Origin of the sequence: Halanaerobium congolense (genome assembly GCF_004366375.1) — a bacterium.
Classification (GTDB): Bacteria; Bacillota; Halanaerobiia; order Halanaerobiales; family Halanaerobiaceae; genus Halanaerobium; species Halanaerobium congolense.
Window position 1 is genome coordinate 1 of record NZ_SOEF01000037.1, and the last position, 25691, is coordinate 25691.

At 29.6% G+C, this 25691-nt stretch carries 20 protein-coding genes; 1 reads left to right on the forward strand and 19 read right to left on the reverse strand.

Annotated elements, in window-relative coordinates; translation table 11 throughout:
• Positions 1-56: 56 nt before the first annotated feature.
• The 13 genes from C7954_RS11510 to C7954_RS11570 form a co-directional block, all read right to left on the reverse strand.
• Positions 57-851, reverse strand: coding sequence for a tyrosine-type recombinase/integrase (locus C7954_RS11510; protein ID WP_134060037.1), 795 nt, complete (start codon positions 849-851; stop codon positions 57-59).
• A gap of 636 nt (positions 852-1487) precedes the next feature.
• Positions 1488-2171 carry a hypothetical protein gene (locus tag C7954_RS11515; protein WP_073158439.1) on the reverse strand — a complete coding sequence of 228 codons (684 nt, stop codon included), beginning with the start codon at positions 2169-2171 and terminating at the stop codon, positions 1488-1490.
• 37 nt (positions 2172-2208) lie between these two features.
• Positions 2209-3477 carry a HEPN domain-containing protein gene (locus tag C7954_RS11520; RefSeq protein ID WP_073158436.1) on the reverse strand — a complete coding sequence of 423 codons (1269 nt, stop codon included), beginning with the start codon at positions 3475-3477 and terminating at the stop codon, positions 2209-2211.
• A 78-nt stretch (positions 3478-3555) separates the two neighbouring features.
• Complete coding sequence (locus tag C7954_RS11525; RefSeq protein ID WP_073158433.1) at positions 3556-4101, reverse strand: site-specific integrase; 546 nt, start codon at positions 4099-4101, stop codon at positions 3556-3558.
• Positions 4102-4286: 185 nt separating this feature from the next.
• Complete coding sequence (locus C7954_RS11530; protein ID WP_073158133.1) at positions 4287-4832, reverse strand: hypothetical protein; 546 nt, start codon at positions 4830-4832, stop codon at positions 4287-4289.
• Between the two features lie 238 nt (positions 4833-5070).
• Positions 5071-5943 (reverse strand): CHC2 zinc finger domain-containing protein, encoded by an 873-nt coding sequence (locus C7954_RS11535; RefSeq protein ID WP_073158130.1) that lies wholly within the window; start codon positions 5941-5943, stop codon positions 5071-5073.
• Between the two features lie 47 nt (positions 5944-5990).
• Entirely contained in the window at positions 5991-7070 is a 1080-nt protein-coding gene (dgt, locus tag C7954_RS11540; RefSeq protein WP_073158127.1) for a dGTP triphosphohydrolase, read from the reverse strand.
• Positions 7071-7177: 107 nt separating this feature from the next.
• Entirely contained in the window at positions 7178-8785 is a 1608-nt protein-coding gene (locus C7954_RS11545; RefSeq protein WP_073158124.1) for a restriction endonuclease subunit S, read from the reverse strand.
• An 11-nt stretch (positions 8786-8796) separates the two neighbouring features.
• A complete protein-coding gene (locus C7954_RS11550; RefSeq protein WP_073158121.1) occupies positions 8797-10236 on the reverse strand; it encodes an N-6 DNA methylase in 1440 nt (479 codons plus the stop codon).
• A gap of 25 nt (positions 10237-10261) precedes the next feature.
• Complete coding sequence (hsdR, locus tag C7954_RS11555; protein ID WP_073158118.1) at positions 10262-12577, reverse strand: EcoAI/FtnUII family type I restriction enzme subunit R; 2316 nt, start codon at positions 12575-12577, stop codon at positions 10262-10264.
• 62 nt (positions 12578-12639) lie between these two features.
• Complete coding sequence (locus tag C7954_RS11560; protein ID WP_073158116.1) at positions 12640-12942, reverse strand: hypothetical protein; 303 nt, start codon at positions 12940-12942, stop codon at positions 12640-12642.
• Positions 12943-12993: 51 nt separating this feature from the next.
• On the reverse strand, positions 12994-15570 hold the full coding sequence (locus C7954_RS11565) for a P-loop NTPase fold protein (protein WP_073158113.1): 2577 nt from the start codon (positions 15568-15570) through the stop codon (positions 12994-12996).
• A gap of 211 nt (positions 15571-15781) precedes the next feature.
• Positions 15782-17401 carry a sensor domain-containing diguanylate cyclase gene (locus C7954_RS11570; RefSeq protein ID WP_134060039.1) on the reverse strand — a complete coding sequence of 540 codons (1620 nt, stop codon included), beginning with the start codon at positions 17399-17401 and terminating at the stop codon, positions 15782-15784.
• Positions 17402-17829: 428 nt separating this feature from the next.
• Here C7954_RS11570 and recD2 point away from each other — a divergent pair, with 428 nt between their 5' ends.
• Positions 17830-20211 (forward strand): SF1B family DNA helicase RecD2, encoded by a 2382-nt coding sequence (gene recD2 / locus C7954_RS11575; RefSeq protein ID WP_166667720.1) that lies wholly within the window; start codon positions 17830-17832, stop codon positions 20209-20211.
• A gap of 1316 nt (positions 20212-21527) precedes the next feature.
• Here recD2 and C7954_RS11580 read toward each other — a convergent pair.
• From C7954_RS11580 to C7954_RS11600, 6 genes are all read right to left on the reverse strand, one after another.
• A complete protein-coding gene (locus tag C7954_RS11580; RefSeq protein ID WP_134060043.1) occupies positions 21528-21977 on the reverse strand; it encodes a JAB domain-containing protein in 450 nt (149 codons plus the stop codon).
• 98 nt (positions 21978-22075) lie between these two features.
• The gene (locus C7954_RS11585; RefSeq protein ID WP_134060045.1) at positions 22076-22342 is read right to left on the reverse strand and encodes a LysM peptidoglycan-binding domain-containing protein; all 267 of its coding nucleotides are present in this window, start codon (positions 22340-22342) and stop codon (positions 22076-22078) included.
• A gap of 901 nt (positions 22343-23243) precedes the next feature.
• A complete protein-coding gene (locus tag C7954_RS11590; RefSeq protein WP_134060047.1) occupies positions 23244-23432 on the reverse strand; it encodes a hypothetical protein in 189 nt (62 codons plus the stop codon).
• A 17-nt stretch (positions 23433-23449) separates the two neighbouring features.
• A complete protein-coding gene (locus C7954_RS11595) occupies positions 23450-24259 on the reverse strand; it encodes a BRO-N domain-containing protein (RefSeq protein WP_166667721.1) in 810 nt (269 codons plus the stop codon).
• 73 nt (positions 24260-24332) lie between these two features.
• Entirely contained in the window at positions 24333-24485 is a 153-nt protein-coding gene (locus C7954_RS13725; RefSeq protein ID WP_166667722.1) for a hypothetical protein, read from the reverse strand.
• A gap of 553 nt (positions 24486-25038) precedes the next feature.
• Entirely contained in the window at positions 25039-25584 is a 546-nt protein-coding gene (locus tag C7954_RS11600) for a hypothetical protein (RefSeq protein ID WP_134060051.1), read from the reverse strand.
• Positions 25585-25691 lie beyond the last annotated feature (107 nt).

A 25691-nucleotide genomic window follows, 5' to 3' on the forward strand; every position in this document is an offset into this window, starting at 1 on the left:
GTTAAATGATAATTATGGTGAGTGTTTTAATTAAAAATACAAGTATCTTAATGAAATTAACAGCTACTCACCATAATCTTTTCCTCTACATAATGGCGAAAGGCATGAATGTTGCTTCTATCTACTCCTCTTCTCCTATTATATCGAACTATAGCGGACCTAAGACCTGCTCTAGACAGTTTTTCTCCGTACTCTGTAGAAAACAAATAGTCTTCAGGAGCACCTTTTCTTATGCCCATATATTCCTCTATGATCTTTTTGAATTTTCCATAAAAGCTTACTTGATAAGTATGATGGGTTTTATAATTAAAAAGAGTAATTTTCTGATTGGCCAAATCAATATCTTGATTCTGAATATTTACAGTAGTTTTTATTCTAGCACCAGCAGTAAGAAAAAAGTTAATTATAACCCAATTTCTATAAGTAGAAAATCTAGTTTTTTTAATATTGGGCTTTTCCAGCAACTTAGAAAGTTCATTCGTGCTGTAAATTTCTTTCTTTTTTCGCTTATTATCTGGTAATAATAAGATTTTAAAAGGTTCAATATTCAAATCATTTCTTTCAATCATATAATAAACAAAAACACGGATAGCTCTCAAAGCAGTATTAGCACTGGTGGTATTATAATTATATTTTCTATCCAACCAGACTAAATATTCATTTATTAGCTTTTTATTTACATCTTTATGGCTAATATTTTTATTCTTAGTTTTTGTAAAAACGATAAAATTATGAATATTATTCTCATAATAATCAATAGTTGCAGGCGATAATCTCTTAGACCTCTTATCTTCTAAAAAATCAGCTAAAATTTCTTCTAAATCAGGCTGCTTAACATCAATTTTGATCATAGTTTGCTCCCCCTTTTAAAGAAAATAATTCCGCATAAAAAATACTATTATAAACAAAAAAAGTGAACGACTGATTGTTATAAAAAAATAACAATACAAGCCTTTCACTAGCTTATAATTATAAAATTTTTACACGGGCTTATCCCCTTCATGTCGGGGTTTTCTCAGAATTATATTCCTAAAAAGGTCTCCCGAGAGGAGTCGAACCCCTAGCCTTCTGATCCGTAGTCAATCGCTCTATCCAGTTGAGCTACGGGCGCACGCTGAAACTTTTCTTAAGCAACAATAAATATTATAACAGCTACTCTTATTATCGTCAAGGAGTTTATGAGAAAAAATTATATTCATTGATCTGACAGCATTTATGAGCTGTTTAAGTTGGTAAGTAAGCTGTCTTGACGACAATAAAAAAGACCATTTTTAAAAAATATTTAGAGTTATTTAAGTAAGATTTCCAGTATTAAAATTTGAAAAGCGTCTGATCTTTTAGGTATCAACACTTCTGATCCTATTATTCCTGCGTGTATTTAGATTACATTATTTGGGTGAAAAAGTCAAGATTTTTTGTTTCTGATTGGATGGGGTTTAAGTAAGTTATTTAGCCTTTATTTTATATTTTCATAAGATTGCTAAAAATTATTCACCTTTGATATCAACTAAATTTTCAATCTCTTTTGTTTTAAATATTTCTGTAATATCACTTATATCACCAATATCTAATTTAAATACCCCAGTCTCATTTCTTAGATCTTCTGGAACATCAAAAGCAATTCTATATTCATGTTGATAACTGTAATTATTAAACTTTTTGAATATACCCATCTCACCGCTATAATTCTTTTTATCAACATACTCGACTAATTTACTGCCTTTTGTCTTAATTCTCTTATTTAACACCTTGTTTTTGTTATTAATAGCTAGTTTAATCCTATTTATAAATTCATCTCCATCTTGAACTGCTAAACAGGCATCACCAAATTTATAAATTCTATCATCTAAAATAAATTGAAAATTGTTGGACTTAATAGTTTTAGAATTAATAGCATACATACAGAAAAGGTTAAAATCTTGAACTTTAGATAATCTTATTTCTACCGGTTTAACGATATCTTCTTTATTAATTATTTGGTCACCTATTGTTATAGTAAGAGAATCTTTCTGTAAAAATCTATGTAAACCCTCATTTTTGTCTCCTCTTGATTTATCTTCCTCTATCCCCCTGAAATAAGAAAGTGGATTCATATATAGTATACCATTCTGGAGTTCCCTAATATGTTTTGTTTTACCAAATTTTAATAATGCAAGAACATAATTGTCCATAAAAGTTATATCCTTTCTCAATAAAATCTTTAATGTTTTATTTTTCAAAATAATATACTAAAGATTTAATTGCAATGTCTTGTACATCTTTCAGTGGATCAGAATTAAAATGGTTTCGATAGTCTATTATTTCTTTCCAATCATTTATATAACTAGAACCACCATGAACTAGATCAGATCGCAATTTATAAATTTTTTTAATTTTATCTTTATCAACTTCATGATTGGTTTTAGTATAAGTATTGAAAACACCTTCACTTATACTCTCTTCAACTCTACTTTTTTCACCAAACAAAGCATCTAGTGAAATAAAATAATGAATAAACTTATCCAACTCAGTTTTTCTAGTTATCCCATACTGAATAAATTGTGCTCCCTTACTTGCTCTATTAAAATTCTCGGATTCAGATTGTTTTTTATACCAATCTTTAACTTCATTTATAACTTCAGAAGTGATTTCTAAATCTATTAATAATGAATGCAAAATAATCCCAATATGTGGATAATTAAACCTTGTATTACTATCAGAAGATATTTGCATTGAATATGTTGTTTCTGATCTGCCAGCATGTTTAAGCACAGAAGAATTTTCAATATATAAGTGAGCCAATAAAACACCAATAAATTTACGCATTAAAATTGAAGCTCTTTTTTGTGAAATATCTTTTGAACCATTAACTTCACAAACCAACCATGATTTCGGAGATTTATTAGAGAAAATATTATCACTGCTATCAAATTGTTTTCCTTTTTTAGGATCCCAAAATTCTAGAGCAGGATACTCATTCACTATCATATCCCAAAATTCTTTATCCTCCGAATTTACTAGAGATAGACCATCAAATTCTAATTTTAGTGATTTTGTTGTTACTCTTGATAAAGGATAAAATATAATCCAATCTTTTAGATTATCAGAAAACTCTTTTGTCATAATATCCCAAACTTTCATGGCAAAATCTTTTTTATCAAGATCATCATTAATATAATCAAATAATTTATCTTTCTGTGATCCTGAAATTAGTTTAACTTTAAACAATTCTTCATTAAAAATAATCCTATCAAAAATTATTTTTACTATTTCTTTAAAATCATTTATATTTCCATTCTTGAATTCTATTTTGTATTGCATACTCATTAGTGCAATTTCTCTACTAATATTCTTTCCAGTTTTAGTGATCCACAATTCCATTGGTATCGGAATAGTATTTAAAGGTGTATTATATTTATAAGATTTTTCTTCTGGCTTTTTCAAATATATATTTTTTGTTAACTCCAATATCTTCCCTAAAATCTTATTTAATTCCATTTTTTTGCTCCTAAATTTATTCGTCTATTATATTAGTGATAACTATCCCTCATATTTATTCAAAATTATTATTAGCTTCTATAACGAAAAGTTCTTCATTGAATTATCCATTACATCCTGATTGATTCCAATGTAATCTAAAGTAATACTGGGAGCAGAATGATTAAACAGTTCCTGCAGCAGGGCCACATCTTTGTACTGCTTATAATGATGATAGCCGAATGTTTTACGCGTAGAGTGACAACCTATATTATCTAAGCCTACAGTGTCTCCTGCTTTATTTAATACCCTGTATGCCTGGCTGCGGGATAATGGTTGATTGGTTCCATTCCTACTCTGAAATAAATATTCATGATCGGACATGTTTTTAATATACCTGTCCAGAGCTTCTCGCAAAACAGAATTGATAAAGAACTTCTTAGTCTTTCCTGTCTTTTGCTCTTTTAGAATGATATGGGTTTTATTCCTCATATCCTGAACTTTTAGCTTTAAGATATCACCAATTCTTAATCCAGTATTAATTCCCAGAACAAAAAGCAAATAATTGCGGTAATTATCTTTTAATAGCTCAGTCTTAATTTCTTCAATTAAACTTTTATCTCTGATTGGATCGACTTTATTCATTAAACCCATCTCCTATCATAAATATAATTTAGATCCATTATACACCATTAAATAGGAAAAGTATATATGATAAAGTTCATTAAGAACTAATTAGTTGCTGATAAATCATCATTAACCCTGTGATGACAAAGAACAAGTAACTTATAACCAATGCGACTTAACATAACTTATGTTGTATTGATGTTTTACTTGAGCTTTATTTTTTTCTTAAATTGTTTTCCCTTTTTATTTTTCCATTTTAGATAAGCATATGAACATTCATAGATTTTCTTGAGTATATCTTCTTTTATATCACTTTTAACATTTATATTTTTTATTTCTTGAGGAGGCAAAGAAATATTAGCAACTTTTTCCGATCTTAAACAACCAGCAGCAACTTTTTCAGTTTTCATATTTTTTAAATCAAATTTTGTTTTACCAACTTCCAGATATATATCCCTCATAATTTTATTTATTTGAGAATTATTTATTAAATCTAGATCTAAAATGATTTTGCCACTATTGAATTTTTCCATCACACCAGGAAGAATTTTATTTTTAGAATTAATTATAGTTTCTTCGTTGTCGCCATAAGCAGTTTTTTGATAGAAAACTAATTTACTATCATTTGTTTCAACACTTATTTTACCAACTACTTTGTAAAAATAATGTTTAGCCCAAATACTAATTACACCACCAGCAACACCAAAAATCATACTTATAATTATATTACTCCAATGAATATTTTCCATTTATATGTTAATCCGCCTTGAAATGCGGCCTCCTCCTTCTTTATTCTAAGAGTTAGTCAATTATTTCGCATTAAAATTTATAAAATAATATCAATCCCATAATCTCTACCTGTTAATTCTCTATGCTCCCAATCAATAGGAAATGCTAACGGTACTTTCCTTCTTGCTGCAGTATCAATATCATGAGCTTCTGGGCGGATTAAAATAGTTGAAATTAAATTCTCCCTTCAAATGATATTCAAGATAATATTTTGGGTTTTCTAATATTATCTTTCTTCCATCTGTATCCACGCACATTATCCCAGCCGAATTTTTTTATATAACTAATGGTTTCCTTTTTACATTCCTCTATATTTCTAGTTTTATATTTGCTAACTAACTTTACAGGTTTATATTTTTTTGTCCACTCACAGCCCTTTCCATCAAAATGATTATCAATTGCCGAATCCATATTGACATTATATCCTATAAAAAATTTATCTTCCTCTAGTTTAAGAATATAAACTCCTTCGTTGGTCTTATTATTGATTTTCTTTTTCACATGCTTAAATTTTAAATCTTTTCTAACGTGATCTCCACCTCGAATAATCCTATATCCATATTTTTTCATGTAGAGTTCGGTTAGTTCTGTTTCAAATTTTCTATTTACTCCTTTATACACCTTTACTATTTCTAATGGTTTATATTCTTTTGTCCATTTTGCTCCTCTTCCAGAAAAATGACTTTCCATTCTTTGAGCCAAATTTTCTGTATAACCTATATAATATTTACCCTCTTCTAATTTTAAAACATATACATCCCCTTTTCCGGAATATCCAAATTCATCAAGTTCGATTTGATTCTTTAATATCAAAAATTTCACAGATGAAATAAAATTAAAATTCATTTTATTTTGAATAAACTTAAAAATATTTCCACCAATTCCACATCCCCAACATTTAAAAATTTGTTTTTTGGGAGAAACTGAAAAGGATGGTTTTTTATCATCATGAAATGGACAAAGACCTACATATTCTGATCCTTTCTTCTTTAGTTTTATATAATTAGCAATTTCTTCTTCAATTTTTATACTGTCTTCTACTAATTCTATTTGTTTTTTTGTATAATACATAAGACTTCACTCCAGTAATATTCTTTTAATTATATATTGATTTCCACTTATTTCTTCAATCTTCTTTTATGATTATTTAAAACTTCTTCAAATATTTGATCTCCTAACCACTGGATATAATCAATTATTACCCTCTCCAGACCAAATTCTTTTAATTTTTTATTATTACTTTTAGTTTTTGGTAATAATTCTGGATGTTTTTTTAGTAAATCAAACATCTGCTCTACTAACTCAGCTCCCTTATTATCCATCTCTTCAACTTTAGGATTTCTCAAGATTTTATTTTTATGAATCTGTTTGAGAGATTTATAAGCTTCTTTTAATTTAGGACTAAAGTCTACTCGATCATTTTCATTACTAAATCTAATTACATCATCAATTAAAATATGAAACCAATTTTCATTTTCTATACCACTTATATTTTCCCATGTTGAAATGATTTCATCTTTTGTTACAAAGTCATTCCTTATCCCATCTTGGATATCATGATACAAATAAGCCAGACTATCACTTAATCTAACTACTTGGCCTTCCATAGTTGGTGGATTTTCAGGGTTAAATTTTTCTAATTCTCCCAAATTTGTTTTTACGCCTGTATGTTTTAATATTCCCTCTCTTACTGCATATGTTAAGTTTAAACCTGGTATAATTTTACCATTAATTTTAACACCATGATATAGTCTTTCAACAACCCAAACACTTTGAACATTATGTGAAAAACCACCTATTTTCTCTAACTTATCATTTAATACTCTTTCACCTGCATGACCAAAAGGGGTATGTCCTAGATCATGACCTAAAGCAATCGCTTCAGTAAGATCTTCATTTAGATTTAATGCCCGTGAAATCTGTCTAGAAATTTGAGAAACCTCAATTGTATGAGTTAATCTTGTTCTATTGTGCTGATTAAGGGGATCATATAAAACTTGCGTTTTAGTTCGTAATCTTCTAAATGCATTAGAATATAATATTCTTTCAATATCTTTTTGAAAACTAGTTCTGTAAATATCATCTTCTTCCTCAATCCATCTATTTGAAGCATAACTATCTGAATTGGTAGCTTTATCAGATAAATTTTCTATTTCCCACTCTACTTTATCTTCTTTAACAAATAAACCATCTGACATTTTATTTTCTCCTTCCAATCTTAAATTAAAATCTATTCATTATTTTTACATCTATACTTAGTTACTAAATTAAAGCCATCTTCCAAATTAATCCGAATCTTATATATTTAAATTGCTCCTAATTTTCCAACTAAATCTTCTCTTTTCTCTAATTCCACTTCTAATTTATCTATTATTCCCATTATAGAATCTATTTTTTTCACGATTCTTTTTTGTTCTTTTATTGGTGGTAGAGGAATAACAAGGTTTTTCATAAAAGTAGTATTAATTCTTTGTTGACCAGCAGTACCTGAAAAGTTAGATATTCCTTTCTTAATAAACCACTCAGTTTTAAATAAATACAATAAATATTTACGATTAATATTGTTTGAAAACACCCTGATTATGTGAAGCTCTGTTGTTCCCGCTCCAAACCCAGACTTTAAACCTTTAAAAATAAGAGATTTTCTATTTTGAAAACAAGGAGTTATTTTTGCAACTCCTATATCATTTTCTGCAAAATGTGTATATCCTTTTTTTATTTCTTTCCAGTTTTTTATTTCAAAATCAAAATAACTTCCATAACCATCTTCAATTAAGGTCATAGGGACAAATGATACTTCTTTTTCATCATTTACTGAATTTCTAGGGTTAACCTCAGTAATCTGGTTTAATCTAACCCATTTCCAATTATTTGGAATAGCAAAAGGAATTTCATTTCCTTTTATTTTGTTAACATGATTTTTTTTAATTTTACCTTCTTTAATTAATTTTTCTTTCTCTTTTTTAATTTTTTTTATCAGTTTAAAAGATGGCATATCACTCTCATCTTGTGGTACTAATTTACCTTCAATAGCTAACTGCAAAACAATATTTCTCATTTCATCCATTGATTTTGAAGTCTTAAAAATAACATCAAAATTCTCAATAATAAATTTTATTTTTTCTTTAATTTCTTCTACATTCTGACTATCTTTTATTGCATCAACTATTGATTCTGAAAGTTTTTGGGAAATCTTTTCTTTTTTTTCAAGCTTTGATTCTAATTTATCAGCTTCTTTCATTAATTTTTCTATTTTGTTTACAATTCTTTTTTGCTCCTCAGGAGAAGTAATATCTATTATATAATTTGTAAGATTTTTCATTTTTATATAATTAGTTGCTGAACCATATTGCTTATTCAAATTATATTTTTCCCAGTTATATTTAAAATGATAATACAAATATTTACTATTAATATCACCATAAGGTTGAACAACATAAGTTCTCTGGTATGCCTCAAATTTTCCATTATAATAAGTTACATATCCAACATTAGCTCCATTACCAGGTAATAAAATACTTTCCCCTTCAAATGAATAATCCTTTGATCTCTTTGGCTTTTTAGCACAAGTAAAGAAATGATATTTTCCATGATCATCAGCATAATTAGCATTTTTTGATCCTGTAACAATATTGGCTACTCTTGATAACCTTGTGAATGACCAATTTTTAGATTTTTTCTGACTTTCATTTTTTATATTTTGTATGTTTCTTTTTTTATAATGTTTAATTTCTTGGATTTTACTTTCCCTTTGTCTATCTAATTTATCTAAATAAGAATCTAAATTTGTATCTGATTCTTTATAACTGGTAAGTTTCCCTTGAAATGCTAATTCTAAAATTTTATTTCTTAATTTTTTGATATTATCAGATGTTCCATATAATGTTTCAAATTCATCTAAATATATGCTCATATTAAGACCTCCTACAGTACCCCTTTAAGTTCTTCTTTAAGTAATTCCTGTAAACCCTTAATTTCATTCTGAACTTCATTATATTTTCTTAACAATTCTTTGGGGTCATGGTTATCCTCTTCTTTAACATTAGGATTATTTATATCTAAATTATAATCATTTTCAACAATTTCTTCTCTTTTAACTCGCCAGGCTCTTTCAGTTTCTTCCCTATCATTCCACCATTCTCTAACTTCTTCAAAATGTTTATTCTGCATTGGTTTAGTCTTAGAAAACGCCTTATAATTCTCTGGTAGAGGTAATTCATAATACCAAATACTAGCAGTCCCTTCGCTATTTTTATTAAAAAACAAAAGGTTAGTAGCAATAGAAGTGTAAGGAGCAAAAACACTACCAGGTAATCTAACAATTGTATGTAAATTGAACTCATCTAATAACTTCTTTTTAATCTCTAATTTAGCGTTATCAGTTCCAAAAAAGAACCCATCAGGTAAAACAACTCCAGCTCTACCATCTTCCTTTAATCTATACATAATCAATGTCATAAATAAATCTGCTGTTTCAGATGTTTGAAAAGGCTTTGGAAAATTCATCTGAATAATATCTTGCTCAGTTCCACCAAAAGGAGGATTCATTGCTATAACCTCAAACTTATCTTTTTCAGTAAACTCTCTTAAACTTTTATTTAATGAATTACCATGCAAAATATCTGGAGTGTCTATATCATGCAAAATTAAATTTGTTACTCCAAGCATATAGGGCATAGGTTTTTTTTCGACACCATGAAGTCCATTCTGCAGATTCTTTCTGTCTTCAACTGAGAGATCATATTTATTCCTTCTATATTCTAAAGAACTAACTAAAAACCCACCAGTACCACATGCAAAATCAGCTACAGACTCTTCAATTTTAGGATCCAGCATTTCGATAACAAAATCAGTAACTGCACGTGGAGTATAATATTCTCCTGAATTACCTGCACTCTGTAGGTCTTTCAATATGGTTTCATATATTTCATTAAAAGCATGTCTTTCTTTATAATCATCAAAATCAACCTTGTTAATTCTATTTATAACCTTCCTCATTAAAGTGCCGGATTTCATGTAATTATAAGAATCAGCAAAAACTTCTTTAACCAAAATTTTTCTTTCATCAGTATATTCATCTATTTCAAGGTTACTTAATTCAACAAATAATTCATTATCAACAAACTCTAATAATTCATCTCCAGTCATACCTTCTTCATCTCCAGCCCAGTTCCTCCACTGATATTTTTCTGGAATGATTGGAGTATAATCGTCTTCAACTACTTCCCATTCTTCTTCTTTAGTATCAAACACTTTTAAGAAGAGCATCCAGACTAACTGTGAAATTCTTTGGGCATCTCCATCTACACCAGCATCTTGACGCATTATTTGTTGTATACTTCTAACAAAATTAGATATTGTCATTATTTAATAACATCCTTTCAAAAAATTAAGCATATAATTTATTTTCTAGATCTTTAATTGCTTCCTCATATTTTTGTCTACTACCAAATGATTTAATTATTTTTTTAGGAGAACCGATCTTTCTAAATTCTTCTAACTGAAGAACTTTCATGTCTTCAATATTTGTCACACCATCATCTCTATACTTATCTAATAAAGCCTTTATGACTTCTCTTGCTTCCTCTCCATATTTAGCAAAATAATCACTTTTTTCAACTTTATCTGCTCTTTCCTGTCTAGTGAGAGGTGGTTTATCATAAGCAATATGACATATTAAATCAAATTCATCCATATCTTTACCTACTTCTTCCTTTAACTCTTCTAAAAATATACCCTGATTCTCTAATTCTTCTATTATTGCTTGTTTTTTATCTTCACTATTCCATTTTCTAATAAAATCATTTAAAGTGTCATAATGCTCTCTAACATTTTTTCTAGTATAATCAATCAAAGATTCAGTTACTAACTTTCCATCTTTATCGTAATATTGGACTTTTTCACTAATCAAATGAACCTCTACATCATCTAAAAAGTATTTTACGCTACTATTATTATCATCTGATCCTTCTGGATCTATTATGATATCTCCATCTTCGTCATTCCCATCACCAGAATCAGTTAACTCACCAGGTTCAAATTCACCTTCCTGTACGGGTTCTCCATCAAATTCAGGATCAGCGAACTTTCTTGTAACACCTCTGAAATCCATTATAGTAAAAAATCTTTTATTATAATCTTCATTTATTCTAGTTCCTCTTCCAATAATTTGCTTAAATTCAGTCATAGAATTAATATTAGCATCTAAAACTATCAACTTACATGTTTGAGCATCAACACCAGTAGTAAGCAATTTAGAAGTAGTAACTAATGTAGGATATTTTTCAGCTGGATCAGTGAAGTTAGTAAGCTGTTCCTTACCTCTTTGATGTTCACTAGTTATAGCCATTACATATTTACTATTTTTCTTTACTAAATCAGAGTTTTCATTAATTAAAGATTGACGCATCCTTTCAGCATGATCAATATCAACACAAAAAACTATAGATTTATTATACCTGCTATTTGGCTTTAAATAATCACTTACTTCTTTTGCTACCAATTCTGTTCTTTTTTCTAATACTAAACTCCTATCATAATCCTTAATATTATATTCTCTATCCTCAACAGGTAGACCATATTTATCTAACTTATCTTTTGTAGGCCTATATCCTTCTAGATCTTTATCTAAATTTACTCTTACCACTTTATAAGGGGCTAAATAACCATCATCAATACCTTGCTTTAATGAATATGTATAAATAGGTTCTCCAAAGTAATGCGTATTTGAAACCTTATTTGTTTCCTTAGGAGTTGCTGTTAGTCCTATATGGGTAGCGTCATCAAAATAATCTAAGACTTCTCGCCATGCAGAGTCCGCTCTAGCAGAACCTCTATGACACTCATCTATGACAACCAAATCAAAAAAATCTGGGCTAAACTGTCTGTATGTTTCCTGCCACTCTTCACTGCCGGTCATAGACTGATATAAAGCCATATATATTTCGTGAGCTTTATCAACAGTATTTCTATCAACTTTTTGCATAATATCTTTGAAAGGATTAAAATCATTAACCATGGCCTGATCAATTAAAATGTTCCTATCAGCTAAAAATAAAATCCTTTTTTTCTCTCTAGCTTTCCATAATCTATGTATTATTTGAAAAGCAGTAAAAGTTTTACCTGTTCCAGTAGCCATTACTAGCATTATTCTATCTTGACCCTTAGCAATAGCTTCAACAGTTCTATTAATAGCAACTCTTTGATAATATCTTGGGGTTTTTCCTCCTTGTGCATAATAGTAATCTTGAGTTACAATCTCTTCTTCTTCTTCAGTATAATTCTTATAGTCTTTATATCTATCCCATAATTTTTTTGGAGAAGGAAAATTTGACAAAGAAATTTCTCTAACCTTACCTGTCGTCCTATCATGTTCAATAAAAGCATCACCATTTGAAGCATAAACAAAAGGAACATCTAAAATCTCTGCATAATCAAGAGCCTGCTGCATACCTGACCCTATCGAATGTTGATTACTTTTTGCCTCAACTACAGCTAAAGGGAAATTAGACTTGTATTCCAGCAGATAATCAGCTTTCTTTCCTTTTTTTCTTGCAGTTGCTTTACCTCTAACCACAATTCTACCAGCTGTAAAATAATATTCCCGTCTTATTTGTCTTTTTTTATCCCAACCAGATCTTTTTATAGCTGGAGTTATGTAATTCATACATATTTCAGATTCGGTCATTGATTTTTTATCTGTCATTATCTCGCCCCCCTAAAAGAAGAAAACTCAAGCCTATTATATCAACTTATTTCCAACAAAGTCTAATTAAAAATTTCTACCACTACTGACTCAGGCACCCACATATAGTCAATACCCTCATCATTGATAGGAAACTCAAAGTAATACCAGTTACCTTCCAAATCAGTCCTATACTGATCACTGCCTTCTAATCCCTCGAGCCACTGCTCTTCGGCAATGATTAATTCATCTTCATCATTGACAAGACTTTCAGGAAAGCCTTCTCTAATTATTTTCAGCTTGTATTCACCTTTAGGAAAATTAAATCCACTTTCTTTATAAGTTTTAGCTGTATAAAGTTCACCAACTTGATAGTTTATAATCATTTGCTTCATCCTCTCCTCTATAAATTATATCATTATCCTACAACTGCAATATTAAAGATTTATATTTTTTAATTCATTAAGAATTATACCTTTTTCTTCAAATCTATCAGTTACATTATCTTTATAATTTTCATATACTCTAAGAATAAATTTTTGATCTGATGTAGATGGCTCAGTTTCTTCTAAAATATTATCTATATACTCTTCAGTAGTAAGGTTTTCCAAATTTTCTTGCCTAATTGAATACCTATATTTCTTTCCATAAGATAAAGAAATACAATCATAGATAAGTCTAAAAATATTTTCTTTATCAGTAATGTTTTTAATATAGTTTTTTAATTCTTCTTGATCTTCTTCATAAAGTCTAGCTAAACCCCAAATATTTTTGGGAAAATAATATGAATCATTATATAAATTTATATTATTATCAATTATAGCTCTTCCCATATCCTTATATAATAATTGCATTTTTTCTTTTCGTTCTTCAATATTTTTTCCTTCTCTATCATTATTAAACCAATATAATATACTACTAATAATTTCTATTTTTTCATAATCATCTTGAATATTATTTAGAAACTCCTCATACTCTTCCTCAGTTATTTTTTGAAGCAATTCCCAAACTATAACTTCAACTCTAGAACGTGCAGTTAAAGCAAAAAATGCAGAAGAATCATCAATTTCATGTATCTCATTAAATAATATAGTCACTAAATCAAATAACACTTCTTCCTTTAAATCTTCAATATAAAATTCAAGTCTTTCAAACAATTCCTTTTGATAAGTATAATGAACAGATTCTAAAAGCTCACTAAATATTTTTTTCTTGGTAACAAAATCCTTTGTTTTATTTAAGTCATCTACAAAACCTTCAACTCTTTCACCTATTAAAACAAAATCATTTATTGTATTAGTAAAATATAGGTCAAAATATTTGGCACTACATATTCTTTTATTCTTGATAATATCTGGATAAGAAGCATCTTGAACAGTTACCCCCTCATACTCTAAATCCTGATTATCATTATACTTTTTAACATAAGGAAAAACCTCGGCTAAAATATTTTTAAAAACAGAGTTCTTTTCATTTGAAAATAGTTCATCAAAAAATTCTTTAGCATTATGATTAAATTCTCTTTTATTAAATGAAGTGGAATATGCTTCTTTATCCTGCCTTTTATCATGAGAAATAAAATAAATCCTATTTTGATATATTTCTTGATATAAAGGTAGATTATATAAACGCACATACTCAATAATCATCAAATCTCTTTTATTTAAATAACTTGAACCACTAAACACTGAACCAATAACAGAGTTAATAAATCTTTTAAAATCTCTTACATCAATTTTTTGTTCACACATAAAATTAATAATACAATTATAATAATTCAAATTTTCTTTGTCTTCTCCGTATTCAATGAGCAAATTATTCAAGCTTTTTTTAAATAAATTATTAAGTGCATTTTCATTTACTTCTGGAACTCGGATTTGCATCTGAATCACTTTTTTTAGATATTTATAATCTATATTTAAATCATTATTAAAAATTTTTCTGATCCGATCGTCATCATATGAAAGAACATAGGTTACACGATTAAAATCTAAAATATTACCAACAAGTTTAAATAATAAAATAATATTTTCACTTTCAATTCTATCTATATTATCAATGAAAAAGACAACTTTTTTTCCACATAATCTTAAATAATCATTTATTTTGTTTTTTAGAGTGACTACATCATTTTCATTTTCAAAAAAAGTTTTTAATATTCTTGTTGATTTTTGAGTTCCAAAAATATTTTCTGATATTTCTTCAGCCATTTTTTTAGCTGCTAGAGTATTATATTTTAATCCTGATTTCTTAATTATAATATCAAACATTTTATAGAAAAGACTTCTTTGATCAGAATATGACCAGGGATCAAATTCATCTATTATTATAATGTCTTCTTTTGTATTTCTAAGCTGCTTCTTCACGTTATTTATAATAGTTGTCTTGCCACTACCCCATCCACCTTCTAAACTAATTACAAATTTCCCATCTGGCTTAGATTGTAAAATTGCATTATATAATTGATTAATTATATTTTCTCTCTCCAGCAAATCATAATTAACCTCTTCTTCTTTTATTAAAACAAGTTGATCTTCTTCTAACTTGAAATTACCATTATAAATATCCTTTAGATCAACAATATTAGGAGTATATTTCTTTGCTTCTATCTTCTTCTTTTTTAAATAAATACTTCTTCCTAATATAATAGAGAAAAAAATAATTACTATAATAAACAAACTAATACTTTTATATAAAAATAAAAAGCCATAAAAACTAGCAATTACCAAATATATAGTACTTGAAAAAATCATTGTAACAGAAAATGCATCTATTATATTGACTGTTGTTAGTTTTAAAGTATCTATTAATCCAAATTCAATCCCTTTTAATATTAACAGAATAATTACTGCTCCAGCAATTAAAAAAATAAATAACTTATTGTCACCTAATAAGTATTTCAAAGGTAAATTCAAAAGATCAATAGTTAATAAAATAGTAGACAAAATTACTGCATATTCAGTCAACTTGATCAAAGAATAGTTTTGATTAATATCACTAATATATTTCCTCACAAATAATCCTCCATGATAAAACCTTTAATTTGATTTTCTGAAATTACCATCTTAATCCAAACATCATCTAATATATATACTTCTTGAAATATATGGTTTTTCCTTTATTCACAAGTCGACAAAATCTGCATTTTTAGGTTCTGTAAAGTCATAAAGCTGAAGTCTCATTTAAAAACCCCAGCTCTGTAATAATCATATTTAATTATCTTTATTAACATCTACCTGCAAATTTCTGTTCATACATCTTTTCATCAGCTTTATTGTAACATTTTCTAATATTTTTAACACTATGTTTTTGATTACTACAATCTGTAGTTTCAAAACCCAGGGCAATAGTTAAAGGCACTGGCAGCTCCTCAATCTTATTGTCTTCTTCTATTCTCTTTAAAATCCTATCAACAATATCATCTGCCTTAGAATAATCGGTTTCCGGTAAGATAATTGCAAATTCATCTCCACCAATTCTGGCAACTACATCTTCAGTTCTGACAGAGCTTTTAATCGCCTCTGCAGTTCTTTTAATATATCTGTCACCCATGCTGTGACCATAATTATCATTAATATCTTTTAATCCATTCATATCGCCCACAATAATACTGATCGGATATTTTCTAGAATTACTCAATCGCTTAAGTTCTTCATTAAAATATCTTCTGTTATAAAGACCGGTTAGTTCATCATGATTGGAAAGGTATTCAATTTCTGCTGCTGCCCTTTTTTCTCGGTCTATATCAATATGAACTCCTACAATCCGAATGGCATTTCCAGCTTCATCTCTTTCAGTCACTTTTCCAATATCTCTAATCCACTTCCAGCTGCCTGACTTTGTTTTTAATCGATGCTCATTATAATATTTTTCAGTTTTACCTTCTAGATGATTTTCTAAGTCTTTTAAAGCCTGTTCCTTATCATCAGGATGAACTAAATTAAGCCAGGTATTAAGGTTATTCTCCAGCTCAGAAAGCTCATATCCCAGCATCTTAGCCCAGTTTTCATTAAAATGAATGTTTTCTTCTTCTACATTCCAATCCCAAATCCCAATATTAGCACCAGAAACAGCCAATTCCAGCCTTTCTTTAACTTCCTTTAATTCTTTTTCTCGTTCTTTACTTTCAGTAATATCATCAACTGCAACATAAATTAGTCTGTCATGTTCCTTATTATCTACAGAGAAAATATGAACATTGCAGTATTTAATTTTATTATTAACTTTAAATCTCACTTCATTTTCCCAGTCTTCTTTTTCTAAAATCGCATTGATTTCTCTCTCAATATTTTCTGGTTCTTCATATAAACTAACGGCGTCTAAAGCAAACTCCTCTTTAATATCACTTTTTGAAATCTCAAATATTTCTTCAAATTTATTATTGGCATCTAGTATTCTAAATTCTGAGTCCAGTAAAACAATCCCTTCTAAAGAATTAGTAAAGAGATTCTCAAAAATTATCTTCTGATTTTTAAGCTCCTGTTTTTGCTTGATTCGGTGAGAAATATCTATAATCTCAAATAACATCTTCCCATCATCTAATTGTGAATAACGGAAATTGAAATATTTATACTTACCAGCAGCAGTTGTAATTTTATATGTTCGATCCTGAATATCATTTTCTATGTCATATTGAAAAAATTTTTTGGCCTTTTTTCTAGATTCCGGATCTGGATAGGCTTTTTTGTACCAGTCTTCCATTGTTCTAATTTCAGCTTCTGTATATCCAGTCATCTCTTTTATAGTCTGGTTGGTAAATAATAGCTGGCCCTGTTGGTCAGCTATTACAACTCCAATTGATAATTTATTTATTAAACTCTTCATTAATTGATCATCTCTTTCCATAGATTTCTCACCTCAGACATCATTTTAGTTATAATACTTATATTATTGATTCTACATTAATCGTAAAAAACCTGTATTTATTTCTTTAATTTATAAATTTTTATATAATAATTAGAATCATTAAAAATCAAGATTACAAACAATAAATCTCTCTGATTTAATTAAATGTATACAGAAAAAAACACCAAACTCTTTGAAGCAATAGCAATGAAGTCCTTTTAATTTGAATAAACATATACATTTATTGCGAAAATAAATGTAGTTTAATTTCTGTATACATTTATTAATTTTTTTCTCTGTTAAGCTTGTTCTAATAGGATTTTCAAATCATTAAATGTATACACTTATTGTTTTTTTATTTTATTTGCAGGAAAGAACTTCATATATCAAGAATAGTTATAATAGCTGCTATTTCAGGAGGTGTCATGATGTCAGGCTTTAATTTCAAAACTAAAGTTCTAAAAGGAAAAATAACTAAAATAATCTATCAGACTCAAAAATCGGATTATGTTGTTCTGCAATTTAAAACAGAAAATGATAAAAAGATTACAGCAGTTGGTAACATGTCTTCACCCAAAAAAGAATACACTTATGAACTCAAAGGTAAATTCATCAGAGATCAAAAATATGGAATCCAGTTTAAATTTGAGAAATATCGAAGTTCAATGCCTGATAACCGAGAAGGACTGATTAAATATCTCAAATCGGTGATGACAAAGGTAGGAGATGTTCGAGCAAATAAGATCATAGATGAACTGGGTACTGATGCTTTAGAAAAAATAAAAAAGGATCCTGATCTCTTAAAACAATTTGATTTTATCAGTGATCTGCAGTTGCAGGAAATTAAAAAAGAATTATTTTCTGACGAATATCGAGCAAAATTCATCAGTTCTATCTGCAATTTAGGTTTTTCAACAAATAAGGCCAATAGTATCTGGAAACACTATCTCAAAAAAGGAATGACACCTGAGAAAATTCTTAAAGACCTTTTAGATAACCCCTATCAGCTGATTGATGAAATCGACAATGTTGGCTTCACAAAGGCAGATAGAATTGCTCTTTCTTTAAATGACGATAAAAAGTCAATCTTTAGAATAAAAGCAACTATTGAGCACTTACTTAAGTCTGCTGAAGTAGAAGGTCACAGCTATCTGCCTAAATCAGAACTGCTGGAAAGACTGCAGCTGCTGCTTGAAGTAAAAATAGAAGCAGATAGATTTGAAACGGCAATTTCAGAGTTGAAAAAAGAAGAAAAATTGATTATCGAAGCAGATAAAATCTATCAATACTTTCTCTATCAGGCTGAAAAAGAGATTGCTTATCAGATCAAAACCCTTATCCAATCAAAAAGTAAAAAAGTTAAATTTAAAAATCTTGATCGGATAATAGAAAAAAAGGAAGCTGAAGCAGAAATAAAATTTGCTTCAGAACAAAAAGAAGCTATTAAAAAAGCGTTAAATAATAGTATTTCTATTATCACTGGTGGCCCGGGCACTGGAAAATCACTGATCGTTAAAACAATCTGTGAAATTTACCAGGACAAAAATAAGCACCATAAAATCCATCTAGCCAGCCCAACGGGTAAAGCAGCCACCAGATTGGAAACTCTAACTAATATTAAAGCAAAGACAATTCACAGGTTACTAAAATTTCGTGGTGAGGGATTTGATGAACACTTTGTGCTGGCCCATCCAGGTCTTCTAATTGTCGATGAGTTCAGTATGTGTGATATCCCTTTAGCCTATCACCTCTTTTCTGCCATTAATGCTAATTTAAAGGTAGTTTTTGTGGGAGATACTAATCAGCTCCCGAGTGTTGGCCCGGGCAATGTGTTGAAAGATATGATCAGTTCAGGGATTATTTCTACTACAGAGCTTAAGGAAAATTTTAGACAATCTGATGAGGGAGTAATAATTCCTTTGGCCAAAAAAATTACCGAAGGAGAGCTACCTCAATTAAATGATGGCCCGGACTTTGTCTTCAAAAAAATAATAGATGAAGAATCTGCTCTCGAAGAGATTATGGCTGTTTTTAGACGCTTAGATCGAAACTTTAACATCTTTAATATCCAGGTTATTTCACCGATAAAAAATGGTGTGCTTGGTGTCAATAACCTCAATAAAGAAATTAGAGCCTGTATTAATCCTGCTGTTAGCTCAAAGCCCTCAATTGGTCCATTTAGGCTTGGTGACAAAGTAATGGTAATAAAGAACAACTACGATAAAGAAGTCTTTAATGGTGAGTTTGGACAGGTTATAGAGGTCAACGCTAAAAGATCTCTTGCAGTAAAAATTTATGAATCAGACAGAGTCGTTAACTTCAAATCTGATGAACTAAATTACTTCAGACATGCCTATGCCTGTACTGTTCATAAAAGCCAGGGTAGTGAATTCCCGTTCTTAATTATGGTCTTGAGCAGCTCTCACAATATCATGCTCAGGAGGGATCTGCTATATACTGGGATTACTCGAACCCAAACGAAGTTGATGCTTCTAAGTGATTTGAACACTCTCAAGAGAGCGATAGATAATAATATTGTTGAGAACAGATACAGCTCCTTACTGGAGTATTTAAAGTTCAGCAACTTTGTTTCCATTGGCGATACTGTAAAGCTGAAAGACAGGCTAAATGATGAGGTTATTGAATATACGGTAGTCGAAGAAGATGAAGCTGATGTTTTAAATTCTAAGATCAGTTTTAAATCTCCAATTGGTAAAGCACTGCTCAAGCGAGAGGCAGGAGATATGTTTGAGCTCACTACAAATGGTAATAGAAATGTTTATGAAATCTTAAGTGTGAACTCTAACTGATCTACTCAGTGTTTACTCATCTACCAAAGCTTTTAGCAGCAGTGACTTTAGCTTAAATGCAATCTTCTATCAAGTGTAATTAAATTGACAAATCTTATTTTCTGTTAGGATAGGTTTTAGCTTTCTTTTTTTAAACCCATTGAGGAGAATCACTTTTTCGCTGCAATTATTGTTTAAGCGATTTTTTGTAAACTTTTTATTTTTTATCCCAACAGGCATTTGAGTAACAGCTGCTTTTTCATTTTCTTTTCAAATCTGAGACCAGCATTTTATTTTTTGTCAGGATAAAAGTTTTAAGCATTAACTTTTTCATCAGAACCATTTTGCAATAACGCTTTTTAAATGGTATCAAAACCCAGCTCATTTCATTTGCTTATCATTTCTTGTGCTTTATAAAATTAAAAGAGAGACAGGAAACTAGATACAGTTATCCCCTTTGCATTAGACAAGAAGAAAAGAGTTAACCCTTCATAACACTTTGCTATTACTGGGTTAGTGGTCTTTTCCTATTGCCTAATTTAGAGAGATAACTTGTAGAATTCAGGAACATATCATAAGATATGACGAGGTCTTCCTATCTACAGATGGCTTCTTGTCACCATGAGAGCCTTGACCAATTATTGGTACGTGCTTAGGTCCAGCTTTATCATCGTAGATCAGAATGAGTATTAACTCTATGCCCCCTTACATTGCCATAGGTGTTCATCCCAATCACTTGCTCTCTTACCCCCTGCTTACTCCTCCATAGCCTTTCATGCAATACGGTAGTTACATTACTTAGATACAGCTTTCAGCACTGGGACGGGTTGCTCTTTAATCCGAGTAGTCTAACGGCTCACCAGCGGTGGCCTACTGTAACACTTTGTGCTATAATCGCCTCACGGCTCACTCAGTGGCTAAATTTACCCTTAGCTAAGGCGGTAGTTATATCCTCACCTGCGGTGCCCTTTTTTTGGATTCTGCTAAAACATGTGGGCGTAACATGGCCTTCTTTTTTTGTTGGTGTGGAAAAGAAATGAAAAACCTTGATATCCCTGGCGACCAGAAGCTCAGGGTGAATCTGTTTGGTGTACAAAAATTACCGATAATTTCTGCCAGACTCAATTCTATATTCAGTTTTGTTGACTCATTTTTTAACACTCTTTAATTATAAAGCAAATTGATTACTTTTGTTATACTTCGATCAATATTTTTTTAGAAAAAATCTAACTTTTGAGTAATCAAGCTTATAATCCTTGATATATCAGTAACTATAAATTTAAATTATTTTTTAATTTTTCCTAAAATAATTATTTTTATAGCAATCAAGAGCAATTTTAGATTAAGTTTCTCTCCTTCATGCTCACATAATTATCTCTAGAACCCACTATAATATGGTCCATAACTTTGATCCCAATTATATCACCTGCCTTAATTAATTTCTTAGTTACCTGAATATCATCATTGCTTGGATCTGGAATTGAGCTTGGATGATTGTGTCCTAATAAAATAGCAGCTGCATTCTGCAAGATTGCCCTTTTAAATACCTCTCTTGGTGATACTAGACTAGATGATAGATTGCCAATGGAAACCTCAAATACCCCTGTTATTTGGCTCTGGACATCCAGTGTGATTATAGCAAAGACTTCCTCAGTTCTCTTGTCCAGATCTAAAACATCAATAAACACATTTTTGGCACTCTCAGGATTATTTACCTTTCTTTCTAAATCATATCTGCCACCCTTTTCTTTAACAACTCTCAATGAATATTTTTGGATATTTATCATTTTTATCAATCTCCTTTTTATTTTGATTTAAGTTTAAAAACTAATGTTCGCTTAGTGGAAATAAAAAAAACCACTCTACAGGGCTAACTGCAAAGTGGCTAATTTTTAGGTAATATTATTCTTTGATCTTCATAAATTAAACTTTCGATTTTATTAACTTCTTTAATTGCTGCAACAACTAGTCTAATATCAAATTCACTTTCAATATCTGCGGCTATATTCCAAAGAGTGTCTCCTTTTTCTACTGTATAGACCAGCCCCCAGTCATGCAGTTGTACAAAATCTTCTAATCCAGGTTGTTTTAATATTGAAAGGATAATCACCAATACCAGACAGATAAGCACCAACTCCAATAATTTACTCATTCTTCTCCTCCAATCTTTATATAGAATCTTTATCCCGACAAAAATTAAATAAATCACCTCCTTCTTTTTTAATAGGTCAACAAATGCAAAAAGGCCCACCGCTAATTAAAGCAGTGGACCTTCATTTATGTTAACACCCTGCCCTCTGCAGGCCAGGGTGGGGCTCGAAACAAAACTTTTAGGTATTAAAGTTAATAATAGTTGCGGTCACTAAATAACTCATTTTTGCTATTTATATAGGCTAATTCTATAAAGCTTTACTCCAATTGTTGTAAATAACTCGCTGTTATTTAAAGAATATTCTTTATTTTCGCTCTATGATTATACTCTACACCAATTCCATTACTTTTTAAATAGTTCCAATAACTTTTTTTGAAGTGAAATTAGATTCCATAATAATTGAAAACTGACCCGGCTAAACTTTAGATTATATTGTTTATTCCTTACATAAATTGGATTTAAAGTGTTGCAGCCAGGCACAAACCCCATATAGGTAGTGAACGACAATAACTAGCCAAATAGATGTTTTTAAAAAATCAATTAGCTTTATATCCTTTATATTTGGCTATATACAGCACTTGTGCTTTAAACAGCTAATTGGGTAATATGTTCAACTCCAAAAGCTGCAGATGAGCTTTTAAATAGAGATTTAATATCGGGAAAAACCCTCCTCTTGTCCAACTAGTTTTTTCTTTTAAATTTAGACCTAACTGATAAAATATTTAAAATAAAGATTCCTGAAATAACAAGGCTGAATGAAGGTGCTCTCGGGTAGAAACATAAAAATAGAGCTATTTTAGCTTAAATTTTAGCTTATTTTTCCCTAAACCTCTGCTATTTCAGGCGTTATAACACTTTTCAAGTTAATTTATGCATGTTTCATCGGGTGGAAACACCACTTTTAGAGCATTGACAAGCCTTTTTCTACTAACTGTGGGACGGTTTGATATTTAATATAGGGTCCAAATATTATAGTATTTTCATTATCTAAAAGTTTATTCAATGATAAAAAATCAAACAAAATATTTTTATTTAAAATATCCCAACGACTTTCTCCTTCTTTTGTCCAGAAAACTATATATTTATTCATTCTTTAATACCTCCTCTCTAAGCTGCATTTTCTTCATTATTTAGCATATCATTAACAATTCTCATAGCATATTCCAGCATATTTTCTTGTTCTAAGTATTCAACAATTTTCATATTCCCTTTTTTAGCTCTAGCTTTGAGGTTTATTCCTTGGTTTTTATTTATTCTTCCATAAACTTTACCATAAGCAACTGGAAATCCAATCTGTTTTTTTAGTGCTAAAGCTTGAACTGAACTTGTAAAGGCCTTCCTAAGTGTTGCTGTATCTTCTACAGAAACTATTTTATTTACATAATCCAAATTCTTCTGTTGCTGTTCAACAATTTTCTTATGTTTATCTAATTCCATTTGATATTTATTTTGGGCTCGCTTCATTTCTTTTATTTCTTTTTTAGTTAACTTCATACTTTTGAACATATTTTCAATTACAACTAAATACGGATCATCAAACTGCTCTACACTTACATAACCAGTTTTCCTTAATTCTTTGATTACTTTTCTAACAAACATTCTAAACTCTCTGGCCTTTGGTTGTTTTGATAACATTGTCACTTCATAGATTCCATCTTCATTAAAAACCCTGGTATTCTGGGTACCGCCTCCGGGTGATATCAATTTGATATCGGCTGAAAACTCTTCTTCTTTTAAGTATGAATTTCTATTAACTATATTATTTATACTGTGCCTTGGGTTGGCATATTCCAAAACCTCACCAACTTGTTCAGCTGTCATAAAAACTTCATCTGAGTTTTCATCTCTGTAAAAATCACAATTCACAATACCAAACTTTTCTTCCTTAACTTTGCTTAATTCAATTACGCTGTTCATTTTCATCTCTCCTCTAATAATTTTATAGTTTATTTTTATATGATTTCGCTATCACTTTGAGCAATAGCGGATTTTACAACTCTACATCAAATTCTTCTTTAGCTCTTCTAACTACAGGTCTAACTAGATTTTGAAACTCAAGTGCTTTATACTTATTAGATGTCATAATTACTTCAAGTAGTCCATTTTCTGTTAGATGAAGATCATCATTTTCATCGCAAAACATGTATTCATCAAAAACTTCATCATCAAAACATTTAACTGGTATATCTTTTTCAATATCCGCAGGTCTTTTATACTAAAGATAATATGCTATTTCTTCTGTGCTTTTCCCAACCAATTCCCTTAACTCATCCAGTCTTTTTCTAATTCTGTCGAAATATATTTTCAACTTTCATTCATCTCCTTAAACTAATTTTTGGAACTATTTAAGTTCACAAACAATTACATTTTTAAAATAACTTTCTCAATCTCTATTTCAATATTCAATGGCTTTTAATTATTATCCCAACATGAAATATAAAGTTGCCGGTTTTTAACCAGCCTTTTTTGTTTTGAGAGGATGGTTTTAATCTAAAATATTACATAGAGCAATACTTTTTCGATTGAACTATTTGCTCTACAACATAAACCAAAACCATCCCACCAAAAACAAGTTAATTAATTTGACATCATTGACATCATTGACATCATTTTTTAAGCTGGAAACCTAAATTTAGACCATATTTATAAGTTTTTAAATCAAAATTTGTTGTCTTTGTTGTCCATGTTGTCCAGAATCACCTAAAAAGATGAATAAATCTAGCACCTCTGCGGTCTTTTCCTCTTTCAAAGTTAATATTCATGTCATTAAGATACTCAATGCTATTATTAATTTTCCTGGTAACCCATGTTACTGGTAAAGGATCTTCTATTTCTATATTCAATTTTTCTGCATAACCTTTTATAATATCCAAAACTTCTGATGCAGATGCTCTAATAGCACCATTATCTTCAACATATAGTTTTAAAGCCTTAATAAAGCCACTAGGATTATGAAAACTCTCTAACCTATCATGAATCATATCAAAATAGCTCGATTCAAAATATTCTCTGTCATATCCTAATGCAATTGCAATTGCGGTACCCCACTCAAAAAAATCAGCCATTCGTGGATAATGTTTAAACTCTAAAGTTTCTTTTATTTCCATGGCTTTTGCAATCAAATCAAAAAAACCACTCACAATTGATGGTCTCTCTTCTTCAAAACGTTTATGTAATTCATATTCAGTTAATCTATTCCGACTAGAAATAGGATCTAACTCTATGATTATGGAGCGGTCCATTAAATCTGATTTAGTAATGTATAATAAGTTGTGTAAATAAAATTATGATAATTTTTTTAAATAAAAAGAGGAATCCTTCTTTGAGTGGTTGAATATATTTATTGACA